Raw genomic sequence first — 13,606 nt, forward strand, 5'->3', positions numbered from 1 at the left:
AGATTATAGGGTATCTTGTGATAGCCCGCATGCCCGCAACAGCCTGCATCCGCGCTCTCGAAGCAAGAGAGAACCGTTCCCAAGGCGTTTCACTGGTGCGGATTGGTGCAGAGATCAGGTAGACATTCGGTTCAGGAGAGCTTCCATGCGCTACCTCATGACCCTGCTCCTGCTTCAGATCGGGCTCGTCATCGTCCAGGCGACCGTCACCTCAAGGCGGATTGAATCTGCGGAATTGACATGCCCTGATTCCGCGGGCGCGGTACTCTCGAGCGGCTCCCAGGCTGACGGTTTGCGGGAGGCGTGCAGAAGCGGCCCCTTAGCGGCTCCCGGCAAAGAGCTCGTAATCGTTCCTGCCGCGGTGCCTGATCCGGCCGCCAACTGGACCGGCGTTCCGTTGGGTTTCAATGATCCCGTCTATGCGAACGTCGCGAGCGGCACGAGGCGTATCGCATTGTCGCCGGATTCATCTCTGACCGACGTATCAATCGTTGAGAACTCGGGGGAGCCGACGATCACCTGCGACGGCTCCTGCAACCTCACGCGCGTCCGCATTCACTCGAGAGAAGGAGTTCGATGCATCAGCGGCGACATCAAGTTGACTTGGGTCTATATCGCGGCTACCGGGGTCGGCGACGATCACGCCGATGGTTTGCAGTGTTATTCTCCGGGCTCCACTGGCACCGTCACAATCAAGAACTCGACGTTCAAGCTGGCCGGAGCCACGACCGCGGGCTACTGGTCGGCCGACAATTGGCGGGGCTCACACGTCTTCGAGAACGTGCTGTTCGAGGGCGGCAATCACGGACTCCGTATCCCGGCAGACGGCGGCTCCTCGGTGAGTCTAAAGAATGTCTATTTCGTGCGTGGCTCCTTCCGCTACAGCGCTTTTCTATTCGATGCAGTCAACGGCCGACGCATCAACATCGCGCAATGGGAGAACGTACGCTGGGCGAGCTGGCAAGGCGATAAGCTCGTCCTCGGACAGCCCATCCCGCGGCCGTAGGCGCGATCCTCGCGGAGCTTCGATATCGTTTCCCGACAAGGCCGGCCACACACCCCGGCCTCTTTTTTGTTGACGGAACATCCCCTGGATTACGACGCCGAAGCGCCCGTCACGTTTTCCCCGTGAGCGAATATCGATGCGCAGCTACGCGACCACGCCGCCTGACAGGCGGTCGGTTGCTACGTGCTTCCGTAGTTCCGCAGGGGCCACGCTGCAAAAGCGAGGGGGCTGGAGAGCCCCAATTGCGCGGCTCAAACATCCACATGCCGCTACCGAGCAGGAACACCAACAGCACGTAAGGAGCATCCCACAAGTGAACCGTACAACTGGCGAGGGCCAGCCCGCAAAGGGTGACAATAAGACCCTTTCGGCACTGCGCAACGTCGAACGAGAGGTTCTTCAGCCGCCCCAGACCAAGGCAAACCGAAAGAAGGCCTCCGGCGATGAACAAGAAGCCGGGAACACCGTAGCGCACGGCAGTAACCAACCAGAAATTATCCATGCTGCCGCCCAGCCACTCCGGACGCTCCCAATCCTTGAAGCCGATTCCAAAGATCGGATGCTGCATTACCGATTGCATCCCGAAATGCCAGATGTGCACGCGCATATAGGAATTATCTGCGTTGAAAGTCAGATACGAGATAAAGACGGTGAACGGGCTACGATTGGAGTTCAAATCCACAAGAAAATAGGCAGCAGTCACCGCTGTGGCCAATATTCCCCAACGTCGCGCTACGCTTGCCGTGACCTTGTCCCAACCAATCAGGAGGGACTGGACGACGACCGATAGGAGAGCACCGGCAGAAAGCGAGGAGGCTACCGCCATTGTCACAAAACCCGTGACGAGCCGCCCTCCCCGGCGGGCGCTCGAACCAAACACATAATAGCTCAAGGCGAAGACACTCGAACAAACGATACCAAATAGAATGAAGTGTTCGAATGGGCCCTGAGCTCTTCTGAGTCCGAACCTTGGTTCGCTGCCAGCGACATTGTAAACGGAGAATATCTTGCCGAACAATTGAATCAAGATCGGCGAACCCGTGACATTCTCGTAAATTGCGAATGGCAGAAGACAAAGGACCATGAGCACCAGCGCGCTCACCATACGCTGGAACGCAAAGACATCTCGAATGTAGCGTCTCGCAAAAAGAAATGTCCCAAAGGTCTCTATGACGAATATGCCCGCCGATTGCAGGCCTTGCTCGATGCCGTGCACACCCACCAATACGGCCGCGCCCCACATCGCCGCCAGAAGCATCAAGATGTCGGGCAGCCGAACTCGCCCGACCGATCCAGATAACCACGCCACCAAACACGGAATGAAGGTCGCCACCAGTACCAGCCGATAGGGCGACAAGCGCGTCGGGCCGATGTAGAAATGCATCGGCATAGCCAAGGCGAAAACGAAGATCGGAATGAGAAGGGAGACCCTAGGGGTCCGGCTCAGCCGCGTCGCCCCGGCCCGCCCAACCGCGAAATGCAGTGAGCCTACGACCTCACGCGACCCACCTGTTGCAAGGCTTACCATCCTGTCCATCCGCTAGGTGGAGACGTGATCCACCACGGCACCGCCATATTTAATCACATATTATAGATTACATCAAGAAAGACAAGACCGTTCACCGATTTAAATCAACCGAATAAACCCAACCAACCGCATGTTAAGACGACGTGCGGGCGGACCGCAAGAGCTTCCGAATCCCTCGAAAATCAGCTAAAATAGCGCTTACTGCCGCCGCAGATCGTGACGCAAATCTAGGCCTCCGGCATCGCGATTTGCTCGAGCAACCAACAAACATTTAAATCCGTCGCTCATTATGGTTGCCATCCGGTCTATATTTAAATATATAACAACAGAAATTAATATATCATCACCGCATTAAAGTTCCCGAGAGAGCCATGGACACGTATGTTGACCGTCGTTCCCATTCGGCGTGGGACAGATCCACCTTAGAAAAGAAAGAAGCAACAAGCCTGGACAGCAGAAGCAAGTTCAGGATTTGCGTCTTCGGAATCGGCTACGTCGGCACCGTTTCTGCAGCCTGTCTCGCACGAGACGGACACGACGTGCTGGCGGTCGATGTCAATCAGGACAAGGTCGATCGTCTGAACCGAGGGCTGCCGCCAATTGTCGAACCGAGGCTCGCTGAACGTATCCGCTCCACTGTCCGTGCCGGTCGCCTGAAGGCAACCACCCAATCTCAGGACGCCGCCTCATCGACGGACATTTCATTGATCTGCGTCGGAACACCCTCGCGGGACAATGGCTCTCTGGAGACAGCGTTTGTCAGCCGCGTAGCGCAGCAGATTGGAGAAAGTCTCCGAAATGCGACAAGCTTTCATTCCGTCGTAATGCGCTCGACGCTGCTGCCAGGCACGATGGAGAATATCGTCGTGCCCATCCTGGAGCAGGCGTCCGGCAAACGAGCCGGTCAAGATTTCGGGGTCGCTTATCTTCCCGAATTCCTACGAGAAGGAACGGCTATCGCCGACTACGATGATCCGGGAACGATTGTTATTGGCGTAGACAACGATCCATTGACGCTCCAGCGACTTCTGGACCTTCACGCAAAATTTTCGGCCACCCCTCGCATCCTGTCAATTCGCGGCGCCGAGGCAGTCAAATATGCAAATAATGCCTGGCATGCGACGAAAATCAGCTTCGCAAATGAGATCGGGTTGCTCTGCAAGGCGATGGGGGTCGACAGCCACCAGGTCATGAACGTCCTGGTCGCCGACAAGAAGCTGAATATCTCGCCAGCGTACCTCAAACCAGGGTTTGCATTTGGCGGATCCTGCCTGCCAAAGGACGTGAGCGCTTTGCGCCACGCCGGAAGAGACGCCGATATCGACACCCCACTGCTCGATGCCGTGATGCAAGCGAATGAGAACCAGATTCGAAGCGCCTACCAACTTGTCGCGGCGACCGGGAAACGGCGTATTGGACTCGTAGGATTGAGCTTCAAACCGGATACCGACGATCTGCGCTATAGTCCAATGCTCGAGGTTGCGGAAAGATTGATCGGCCGCGGTTATCAGCTCGCGATCTATGATTCGAATATTCGCCTGTCCCGACTCACGGGGGTCAACAGGGCTCACCTGACGAGTCGCCTGCCGCACATTGCCTGTCTTCTTCGAGAGAAGATGAGCGACGTCGCCTCCTTTGCCGAGGTCATCGTCGTGGGAAACCGCAAGGAGTTTCTGAAGAACTCAGCGATTTTCAAAGGACAGGACAAAATCATCATCGATCTCGTGCGCATCACGCCGGAAAAGGAGACCGCAAGTGACTATCGCGGCATATGTTGGTAGGTCGCGGAGACGACCATCATGACCTTGACATCGGTAGTTGACGCCACGCGCCGCATGCACCGGCGACGAATATTGATGATTGTCGAAAACCTCCCCGTTCCATTCGATCGCAGAGTCTGGGCGGAGGCGCAATCCTTGCACAGAGCCGGCTACGAAGTGACAGTGATCTGTCCCCGCGGTCCGTTCGCGGAAGCTGCATACGAATCGATTGACGGCATCGAGGTCTACCGCCATCCGCTGCCACTCGAAGCTAGGGGCAAGCTTGGCTACCTCGCCGAATACAGCAGCGCGCTATGGTGGGAGTTCGCCTATTCTCTCAAGGTGTTTTGGTCGCGGGGTTTCGACGTGCTTCACGCCTGCAACCCGCCAGATCTCATTTTTCTCGTCGGCGCGTTCTACAAGTACTTGTTCGGCACAAAGTTCGTATTCGACCATCACGACCTGAATCCCGAGCTATTCGAGGCGAAATTTGGACATCGCGGACTGCTTTGGAAGGCGCTTGTCTTTCTCGAGCGAATGACCTTCAGCGTGGCTGATATATCGATCGCCACCAACAGATCGTACGCTGACGTCGCCATCCACCGCGGACGGATGACGCCTGACCGCGTGTTTGTTGTCCGCTCAGGCCCCAACCTCGCGCGCGTGCGTGAGCTCGCTCCCGACCACACTTGGCGCAACGGCCGGTCGCATCTGGTTGCCTATGTCGGTGTGATCGGGGAGCAGGAAGGCATTGATCTTCTGCTCGAGGCGGTTCGGCACATCACCTCTGCACGCCGGCGCGCCGATATCCAGTTCGTCATTATGGGCGCGGGACCGAGCCTCGAGCAGCTCAAACAGACCTGTGCCCGAATGCACCTGGCGGAATTTGTCACCTTCACCGGCAGGATCGACGATACGACGCTTTTCAAGGTACTCTCGACCGCAGATGTCTGCGTCAATCCCGATCGGCCCAATGCAATGAACGACATGTCGACCATGAACAAGATCATGGAGTACATGGCGCTTGGCAAGCCGATCGTGCAGTTCGATCTGGCCGAGGGACGGGTGTCCGCCCTGTCCGCCTCTCTCTATGCGCGCAACACCGACACGACCGATTTCGGTGACAAAATCCTTGAACTCATCGATGATCCTTCTCGTCGCAGGGATATGGGCTTGTACGGACAAAAGCGCGTCCGCGACGAACTATCGTGGGAGCATGAAGAACCGAAACTGATGGCGGCTTACGAAGCTGTGTTCAACAGAGCCTCTCGGGCGCGAAACGATCGCAATTCGGCGCGCCAACCTTGGCAGGTCAAATGATCTCGTGATTCCAAGTTTGAAAATCCGTCGGCCTCTCGTCAAGACGCCAAAAACGCGCAAAGGAGCTTTCGGAGCTCCGATTTTGTACCATCGGCATATGCTGCGGCGAGGGCTATCGATAGCGCCAGCGCATCAATTGGCGATAGAGTCCCAGCCTTGTGCTGACCCTCCAGGCAACGCCACGCACAGCGGTCGGATCAAGCAAGTGCCTGTGCATATACTCCGCATCCATGTTGTTCGTTAGGCACAGGCGAGAATAGAGAAATGGTTCGAACCCGCGATGATGCCCAAGCTGGATGGTGAAGAGGTGCGTATAGCCAGCTCTCAAGGCCGCTTCCCACACTCGCCTTGAAAATCGTCCGTATGGGAAAGCGAAGAGAGTGACTTCTTGCCCGAGGCGATCCTCCAGCATTAACTTCGAAACCATAAGCTCGCGCTCGAGTTCGGCGTCCGAAACGATAGTCAAATCGACGTGGCCCATGCCGTGGGAGCCGATCGCAACACCACCCCTGCCAAGCTCTTGAATCATATCCCAGGTCATACGTCCCGGTGCCGCCACGAAATCCACCGGAATAAAGGACATGAAGCCGGGAATCCGACCGGACTTCAGGTAATGTGCATAGGCAAGCGTATAGTCCGAAAGAAACCCATCATCGAAAGTGAGGAGGACCGCGCCGATGCCGTTGGCTTTCGGATCGGTGCAACGCTCCAGAAAGCTCCTAGGGGAGACTAGCCTGTCCTCGTAAAGTGAAAGATGCGCATCGAATGATTCGTGGGTCAGACACCACGCATTCGGAGGCGAGGCTTCAACCAGCTCGTGATAATTCAAGACAATCATAGAGTTTGTATCAGATCCGAGACCCGCCGGCCCCAGGTCTGCCAGTTCAATCGCGCCTCGAAGGCGTCTCGGCTCGATCGTCTTAGGCGGGCCAGCCGGTCCGCATTCGCAAAAATCTCGAGGATGATCGTCGCATAGTCCGCCTTCGTGGCATTCGGCGGCAGCAAGATGCCGGTCTCCCCGTTGCGGATAGCGCAGGAGACGCCACCAGTGGCCGGCGCAATGCTGGGCACGCCATGGGCCGCAGCTTCACAGAAGACGATACCGTAGCAATCTGCCCGGGTCGGCAGCAGAAAAAAATCCGCGTCGCGATAGAGTTGATCCAGCCGGTTGCGCTGATCACGATCATTCTTGTCGAGGTAAGGGATGATCGTCAGGCCATCATGGGTGACGGGTTTGGGCGGAGTGCATCCGCAGATTACGAGCTCCGCCTCTACGCCCCTGTCCTTTAGTTCAGCGAGAGTCCCGACCGCGATGTCCGCGCCTTTCTCTTCCCAGTTCGCTCCGATGAAAAGGAGCCGGCACGGACCCGGCTTGCGACATCCGAGCACGGAGCCACGTTCGGGTGCCTCTTTGAGGTTGGCGCCCCAGGGAATAACGTGCACCCGCGCGCGGTCGGCGCCGTAATCTCTAATAGCGGATTCGGCTGCCCATTCCGACGGGTAGAGTATCAGGTCGGCGCGCGCAATCGTGTTGCGTTCCAAGCGTTCAGCCATGTCTCGAGCAGCGCGCGACAAGTTTCGATAGTTGGGATGGTAATTGTCAACAAGCCGAAAGGTCGCGTCGGACGCATAGACCAGGGGAACGCCCTTGGGCACTCCCCATGCGAAGCTTGAGCCAGCGGGTGCGAAGACGACATCGGGCGAGGCCGCGCGGATTTTTCGCTCCGAGTCAGCTGCGTACTGTGCAACCACACGCCCCGCATGGAACGGAGAAACTCCTTGCCGGAGAAAGGTACGGCAAAATCTTGAATACGCCTTGTAGAGAGGGAGACTCGGTGCGTTCAAGGGACCGATATGAAGCACCTCATGACCTTCGCTCGACAGCGATTCCGACATGTGAAACGGGGTGCCGGACCAGAATCTGACCTCACGCGCATCACCGATCGTGGCGAATGCAATCCGCCGCGCCGCCCGGCCGCCGGAGACGTGGCTCTGAGTCATTTTATTCCCTACAGATGCAGCAATCGAACCGCTGTACAGAGACTGACCAGGATTGTCTTTCATTATTGCGACCCGATTTATCCGCGGAGCTCATGAGGGCGACCCGGCGGACAACGTTCGGCGTGAAGTGTCATCTCGTTGCCACACGGCAGCTTGGACATTAGAAGACCTTACCGCTCGGAAACGAGCACGAATATTGACATAGCAATAGATCAACAATCCCGGCCACAGGCGCAGTTCCCTGAACAATCGAATGAGCGTTCGATTGTTGGTTTCGCTCCTGTTCACCGATAGCTCGGGAAAGCGGCGGGTGATTTCAAATACCCCGGCATAGGCCCGACTTCTGACAGCGATAAGCTTTGAGATTGAGCGCGCAGGAAAAACCTTCGATTTGACGTGCGGGAGGGTCTCGCGTTCCTCCGCCTTAAATTGAAGGCGAACATAGATGTCATCAGCAACGACATCTGGAAACTGCCCGAACCGCCTGCGCCCCGCTTCAGATAAGAAGTAGACGCCGGAGCCACCGATACCTTCGCACGAGGAAGGCAGCCGCGACCAAATTGCGTAGTACTTGCGGACCAGCCAGGAACAATCCGTCAGATCGATATCAGCCGTTGGCGCGACTGCGAGAACGTCGCCCTTCTCAAGGCGCCGTGCGAGAGCTTGAATGGCATCGAGTGTAAGAACAATGTCCGCATCAGCATACATCCGGGGAAACACGCCCGAGATCTGATCGCCGATGTTCAGGGCGTGGGTTTTCCTTGCAGTATCGGTTTCGACAACCTGGACCGGTGAACCGAAGCGGCGAGCGACGTTCGCGGTGTCGTCTGTGCACCCGTTACAGACAACGACCACTCCAATTTGGTCGGAGGCCGCATTGCTGACCCATTGGCCTAACAACCGAGCGATAACAGAACTCTCGTTGTGAGCTGGGACGATGATCGAGATCATTGTTGGCCTGGACGGAATGGATCAGATGTGAGGCAACAGGTTCGGCAAGGCTCATGGTTGCTTTTCGCTAGTCCGTAACATCCATGAGAGCATAGGCCGCTAACGCCCAAGTATTTAAATTAACCGACAATTTAAATCAACGCAAAAAAAGACTGACCTACCCACTAATATAATCAACATCCAACCGGAGCAGTTTCGGAACGTGCACGAATCCCGCCGGACGCTGTTGGCCTGCCCGTAAACCGGACTTAAGCTCAAGCCAAGTCCATAATTTACAAGTTTCGAAGCACATTTGCACCGGAATTAGCACTCATCCACGGGATTTTAAATTTAAACCAAAATAATATAATTAAACGTAGATTTTGGATTTTACGGCGTTATAATTGAACGCATTGATTTTGACGGAGACGGGTGATCGCCTGATGAACAGCCCCACCTTCCACGATTTGGATGCTCTTTCACGCGCCGCACGACCAATCGTCGCTCCTCAGAGCGACTTGGCCGCTGGGCAAGCAACGGTGCGACGGGCGTGTTCGGTCCAGAACGCGACAAGCACCTCCTCCCCCCATTCGCCGTCTCATCGGAATCGACATCTGATTTCACCTGAACTCAGCGCGAGACGCTGCCAGCATGCGTAGAAAGAAATGGTACTAGAGATGTCAAATGGAACCATCGGCGTCGGCGTTATTGGATACGGCTACTGGGGGCCAAACCTCGTCCGCAATTTCGCTTCTCACCCCAAGGTGCGCCTGGTCGGACTCAGTGACCTTGATCCGAAGAAGATTGCGGCTAGCAAGCGCCTGTATCCAAGCCTAATGACGACATCCTCTTATCACGATCTTCTCAGGAACCCAGCCATCGATGCGATCGCCATCGCAACGCCGGTTCATACTCACTATGAACTTGCCCTTTCGGCCCTCAAGGCCGGTAAGCACGTGCTGGTGGAAAAGCCGTTTGCACAAAATTCGGATCAGGCCCGGCGTCTAATCGATGAGGCGGCCCAGCGCGGTCTAACGCTGATGGTCGATCATACCTTTCTCTACACACCCGCCGTGCGGAAGATCCGCGAGCTCTTGCTCAAGCAGGAGCTTGGCAACGTCTATTACTACGACAGCATACGCTCAAGCCTCGGCCTGTTCCAAAGCGACGTTAACGTGATCTGGGACTTGGCCGTGCACGACATTTCGATCATCCACCATATCTTGGATGAAGAGCCCGTCGCGGTTTCGGCGACAGGGTCATGCCATGTGGTCGGCTCTCCGGAAAACATGGCCCACATTACTTTGTTCTTCGATAGCGCATGCGTGGCTCACGTGAGCGTCAACTGGCTCTCGCCGATCAAGGTTCGCCAGACGTTCATCGGAGGCAGCAAGAAGATGATCGTCTATGACGATCTTGAGCCAACCGAAAAGATTAAGGTTTATGATAAGGGTATCACCGTCGACGGCCCCTCCGACAATGCCCATCAACTGCGGATCGGTTATCGAGCTGGCGATATGTGGGCGCCCCACGTCTCTCCCAATGAAGCGCTTCAGATCGAGGTCGACCACTTTGTCGATTGTGTGCATAGCGGAGCGACGCCAATTTCAGGCGGCATGTCTGGCCTGCGGGTGATCGAGGTCCTTGAGGCTGCATCGCGCTCGATTGCCGAGCACGGGAAACCGATCTTTCTGAAACGGGAGAAGCGCTGGAGCCGGGAACAAACGAGAGCGACGGCCTGACCGTTGGATAGACGCCAATCCACTCGACCCACAGCGACGATCCCCGATGAATTCGGTACAACGCTCGATCCTGTTTTCTGCGGCCGATCGCTATGGCAGCCTCGCGCTGTTCTTTGTCGCCACCGCAGTCCTCTCTCGCCTGCTGTCACCGGCGGAATTTGGGGTCTATGCGGTCGTCAGCGCCGTCACGGCGGTCATCGGAGCATCCTTCCAGGAGTTCGCAGGCGGAAATTATCTCATTCAAAAGCGCGAACTGTCCGCAGAAAGCGTTCGCTCAGCCTTCACGATCACATTTGGGATCTCCGCAGCGATTGCCGTTCTTCTATATGTTCTTGCGGGTGCGCTCTCCGATCTTTTCGCCGAGGCCAATCTCAAGACGGGCATCGAGGTATCGGCGTTGAACTTTCTGCTCGTACCTTTTTCTGGGACGATTTCTGCCTTGCTGCGTCGAGACATGAAATTCGGCACGTTAGCCATTTGCAACTTCGCCGCTGGAGCGGCGGTTGCCCTTGTCTCGATCGGGCTTGCGATGACAGGATTCAGCTACATGGCCCCCGTCTGGGGAGCTCTTGCAGGAAACGTGACTCTGACTTTGGCGTTGCTCGCTCATCATCGTGATTTTGGGGCACTGCGTCCCTCGCTCGTCGAATATCGCGAAGTCGTCGGCTTCGGCCTTTATTCCAGCGGGATCAGCGTAATCAACGTCTTCTACAACCTCGCCCCCCAGCTTTTCCTTGCACGAATTCTCGACTTCGCATCTGTCGGTCTGTACAGCCGCGCGGTCAACTTGACACAGGTCTTCGACAAACTCGTCACGCAGGTGTTGACCCCCGTGATCATGCCGGCGATCGTCGCGCGACGCCGGGCCGGCGAAGATCTCAATGCTGTTTACCTGGACTCGATTGAGCTTCTTTCCGCCATGCATTGGCCATTCCTGATATTCGTGGCGATCATGGCGCGGCCAATAATCGCAATTTGGCTGGGCGAGACATGGTTGGAGGTCGTACCTCTAGTGCGCCTGCTGTGCATCGCAAACCTGGCATTTTTTGCAGCATGCCTAAGCTATCCCATCCTCATAGCCGTCGGAAGCGTGCGGGAGGCATTGATCTCCTCCCTCATCTCACTACCGCCTTCACTTCTTTTGATTTTGGGCGCGTCTTTCTTCGGTGTACAGGCTGTCGCTGCATCCGCACTCTTGACGCTGCCGTTTCAGGCTGCGGTCGCGATCTACTTTATCGGGCGGCATCTACACTTCGGGCCAATGGATGTTCTTCGCGCGTTGACAAGGAGCGGCCTGGTCACGGCCGCAGCCACGTTCGGCGTAGCCAGCTGTGCGGCTCTGACGGAAGCCGGAATGCTGACATCGCTTGCCGGTCTGGTGTTGGGGGCGTGTGCTGCGGCTCTTTGCTGGAGCTTAGGGCTGATATTGACCGGTCACCCGCTGCTGCATCACGTCCATCTCGCGGCCGTTAGCCTCGCGCGTGCTGCACCAAGACTTCGACCGTCGCGTTCGGCCCTATAGGCCATAGACAATATTGGAGATGAGATGCCCGTCGCAAAAGACGTAAAGCTCGGCAGGCAAGTCAGAATCTTCCATCCAGAGCTAATCAACCTCTATGGCTGCTCTGTCGGCGACGAAACGGGGATCGGGGCTTTCGTTGAGATCCAAATCGGGGCGACGATCGGTGCGCGCTGCAAAATATCATCCCACACATTTATTTGCGAGGGCGTGAGCATCGACGACGAGGTGTTCATCGGACATGGCGTCATGTTCACGAACGACAAGTATCCTAGGGCCACCACGACCGACGGCCGCCCACAGGCGTCCTCCGACTGGACATTGCAGCGCACACATGTCGCTAAGGGAGCATCCATCGGATCGAATGCAACGATCTTGTGTGGCGTGACTATCGGCGCAGGAGCAACGGTCGGCGCCGGGGCGGTGGTGACAATAGATGTTCCACCAGGAGCGACCGTGGCCGGAGTGCCCGCTCGGATTCTATCTTGGTCGAAGGTCGAATCGTGAGTTTATCTTCTTTCTGCCGCGGAGATTAAATATCCGCTCTTTGATTATTGATTTAAATTCAAATAATGATTAGTTATATTAATTAACGACCCGTCAAAATGGAAGGGATTAACTTGATACCATTTCTCGATCTGAAAGCTCAGTACGTTCAAATCCGACCAGAAATCGACGCTGCGGTGGCCAGGGTCATCGGCAGCGGGCACTTTGTGCTCGGGCCGGAGGTGACTGCCTTCGAGGAACGCTTTGCGGATTACTGCCGGACGGCCCATTGCCGCGCGGTGAACAGCGGCACTTCGGCGCTTCACCTTGCCTTGCTGGCGGCGGGGATCGGACCCGGTGACGAGGTCATTACGGTATCCATGACGTTCGTCGCGACAACCGCGGCCATTCTCTACAGCGGCGCCAGGCCGGTGTTTGTCGACGTCGACCCCGTGACATGGACGATGGATCCCGGCTTGATCGAAGCTGCGATAACACCGCGAACCAAAGCTATTCTGCCGGTTCATCTCCACGGCCTGATGGCCGACATGGATCCCATCACGGAGATCGCGCGTCGGCACGGCCTGGTGGTCATCGAGGACGCCGCGCAAGCGCACGGTGCGGAATACCGGGGACGGCGCGCAGGCTCGGTGGGCGATCTGGGATGCTTCAGCTTCTATCCCGGCAAGAATCTGGGCGCTTTCGGCGAGGGTGGGGCCGTCGTAACTGATCGGCCCGAGTTCGCGCGCCGCGTGTCACTGCTGCGGGATTGGGGTCAGGAGTCGAAGTACGACCACATCATTGCCGGATACAATTGTCGCATGGATGAGATCCAGAGCGCGATCCTGAACGTCAAGCTGGACTATATCGAGCGCTGGACGGAAGCGCGCCGGTCGCTGGCTGAGCGATACGATGCACTGCTGTCTGATCTCCCATTCGCGCGTCCCCAGCCGCCTCGACATGCCCGTCACGTGTATCACGTCTATGCCGTCAGATCCCAGGGCCGCGACGACGCGCTGACGCTGTTGCGTGATGCCGGAATTGGCGCCGGGATTCACTATCCCGTTCCGGTGCATTTGCAGAAAGCCTACGCAGAGCTCGGCTATCGCGCCGGTGATTTCCCCGTCACCGAGATGCTCGCGGACGAATTCCTCTCCCTTCCCATTTATCCGGAACTGCTGCCGGAACAAGCCGCCGAAGTTGTCACCACATTGAGGAGCGCGGCGGCCCTGCGGCCCAGCGTCGCCGGCAGCGGCGGAGCAGAGCATCCACAAAGCGTCATGACATGGTCCCACAACAGGAGAGCGTCTTGAT

At 56.9% G+C, this 13,606-nt stretch carries 11 protein-coding genes; 7 read left to right on the forward strand and 4 right to left on the reverse strand.

Annotated elements, in window-relative coordinates; translation table 11 throughout:
- Positions 1-145: 145 nt before the first annotated feature.
- Positions 146-1,006 (forward strand): hypothetical protein, encoded by an 861-nt coding sequence (locus GA0061098_RS00655; protein WP_091952376.1) that lies wholly within the window; start codon positions 146-148, stop codon positions 1,004-1,006.
- Positions 1,007-1,115: 109 nt separating this feature from the next.
- Here GA0061098_RS00655 and GA0061098_RS00660 read toward each other — a convergent pair whose 3' ends face one another.
- Positions 1,116-2,390: an O-antigen ligase family protein gene (locus GA0061098_RS00660; protein ID WP_165637081.1), complete on the reverse strand. Its 1,275-nt coding sequence runs from the start codon at positions 2,388-2,390 to the stop codon at positions 1,116-1,118.
- A gap of 515 nt (positions 2,391-2,905) precedes the next feature.
- On the opposite strand from GA0061098_RS00660, the gene GA0061098_RS00665 reads away from it, so the two are divergent.
- Positions 2,906-4,315 carry a nucleotide sugar dehydrogenase gene (locus GA0061098_RS00665; RefSeq protein ID WP_091952381.1) on the forward strand — a complete coding sequence of 470 codons (1,410 nt, stop codon included), beginning with the start codon at positions 2,906-2,908 and terminating at the stop codon, positions 4,313-4,315.
- 18 nt (positions 4,316-4,333) lie between these two features.
- Positions 4,334-5,614, forward strand: a complete 1,281-nt coding sequence (locus GA0061098_RS00670; protein ID WP_245323118.1) for a glycosyltransferase family 4 protein — start codon at positions 4,334-4,336, stop codon at positions 5,612-5,614.
- A 112-nt stretch (positions 5,615-5,726) separates the two neighbouring features.
- Here GA0061098_RS00670 and GA0061098_RS00675 read toward each other — a convergent pair whose 3' ends face one another.
- The 3 genes from GA0061098_RS00675 to GA0061098_RS00685 are packed head-to-tail and all read right to left on the reverse strand — an operon-like array spanning position 5,727 to position 8,566.
- Positions 5,727-6,452, reverse strand: coding sequence for a polysaccharide deacetylase family protein (locus GA0061098_RS00675; protein ID WP_091952387.1), 726 nt, complete (start codon positions 6,450-6,452; stop codon positions 5,727-5,729).
- A complete protein-coding gene (locus tag GA0061098_RS00680) occupies positions 6,449-7,678 on the reverse strand; it encodes a glycosyltransferase family 4 protein (RefSeq protein WP_245323119.1) in 1,230 nt (409 codons plus the stop codon). Before GA0061098_RS00680 ends, GA0061098_RS00675 begins: the two co-directional genes overlap by 4 nt.
- A gap of 27 nt (positions 7,679-7,705) precedes the next feature.
- Positions 7,706-8,566 (reverse strand): glycosyltransferase, encoded by an 861-nt coding sequence (locus tag GA0061098_RS00685; protein ID WP_091952393.1) that lies wholly within the window; start codon positions 8,564-8,566, stop codon positions 7,706-7,708.
- Between the two features lie 656 nt (positions 8,567-9,222).
- On the opposite strand from GA0061098_RS00685, the gene GA0061098_RS00690 reads away from it, so the two are divergent.
- The 4 genes from GA0061098_RS00690 (at position 9,223) to GA0061098_RS00705 (ending at position 13,605) form a co-directional block, all read left to right on the forward strand.
- Positions 9,223-10,287, forward strand: a complete 1,065-nt coding sequence (locus tag GA0061098_RS00690) for a Gfo/Idh/MocA family protein (RefSeq protein WP_091953818.1) — start codon at positions 9,223-9,225, stop codon at positions 10,285-10,287.
- A 46-nt stretch (positions 10,288-10,333) separates the two neighbouring features.
- The gene (locus tag GA0061098_RS00695; RefSeq protein ID WP_091952396.1) at positions 10,334-11,809 is read left to right on the forward strand and encodes an oligosaccharide flippase family protein; all 1,476 of its coding nucleotides are present in this window, start codon (positions 10,334-10,336) and stop codon (positions 11,807-11,809) included.
- 24 nt (positions 11,810-11,833) lie between these two features.
- On the forward strand, positions 11,834-12,313 hold the full coding sequence (locus GA0061098_RS00700) for an acyltransferase (RefSeq protein ID WP_091952399.1): 480 nt from the start codon (positions 11,834-11,836) through the stop codon (positions 12,311-12,313).
- Between the two features lie 113 nt (positions 12,314-12,426).
- Complete coding sequence (locus tag GA0061098_RS00705) at positions 12,427-13,605, forward strand: DegT/DnrJ/EryC1/StrS family aminotransferase (RefSeq protein ID WP_091953821.1); 1,179 nt, start codon at positions 12,427-12,429, stop codon at positions 13,603-13,605.
- Position 13,606: the final 1 nt, after the last annotated feature.

Origin of the sequence: Bradyrhizobium shewense, assembly GCF_900094605.1 — a bacterium.
GTDB classification, from domain to species: domain Bacteria; phylum Pseudomonadota; class Alphaproteobacteria; order Rhizobiales; family Xanthobacteraceae; genus Bradyrhizobium; species Bradyrhizobium shewense.

Bases quoted from the DNA above. Each gene is read 5' to 3' on its own strand.
- GA0061098_RS00655 (WP_091952376.1), top strand. From the start codon at position 146: ATGCGCTACCTCATGACCCTGCTCCTGCTTCAGATCGGGCTCGTCATC.
- GA0061098_RS00660 (WP_165637081.1), bottom strand. From the start codon at position 2,390: ATGCATTTCTACATCGGCCCGACGCGCTTGTCGCCCTATCGGCTGGTA.
- GA0061098_RS00665 (WP_091952381.1), top strand. From the start codon at position 2,906: ATGGACACGTATGTTGACCGTCGTTCCCATTCGGCGTGGGACAGATCC.
- GA0061098_RS00670 (WP_245323118.1), top strand. From the start codon at position 4,334: ATGACCTTGACATCGGTAGTTGACGCCACGCGCCGCATGCACCGGCGA.
- GA0061098_RS00675 (WP_091952387.1), bottom strand. From the start codon at position 6,452: ATGATTGTCTTGAATTATCACGAGCTGGTTGAAGCCTCGCCTCCGAAT.
- GA0061098_RS00680 (WP_245323119.1), bottom strand. From the start codon at position 7,678: ATGAAAGACAATCCTGGTCAGTCTCTGTACAGCGGTTCGATTGCTGCA.
- GA0061098_RS00685 (WP_091952393.1), bottom strand. From the start codon at position 8,566: ATGATCTCGATCATCGTCCCAGCTCACAACGAGAGTTCTGTTATCGCT.
- GA0061098_RS00690 (WP_091953818.1), top strand. From the start codon at position 9,223: ATGTCAAATGGAACCATCGGCGTCGGCGTTATTGGATACGGCTACTGG.
- GA0061098_RS00695 (WP_091952396.1), top strand. From the start codon at position 10,334: ATGAATTCGGTACAACGCTCGATCCTGTTTTCTGCGGCCGATCGCTAT.
- GA0061098_RS00700 (WP_091952399.1), top strand. From the start codon at position 11,834: ATGCCCGTCGCAAAAGACGTAAAGCTCGGCAGGCAAGTCAGAATCTTC.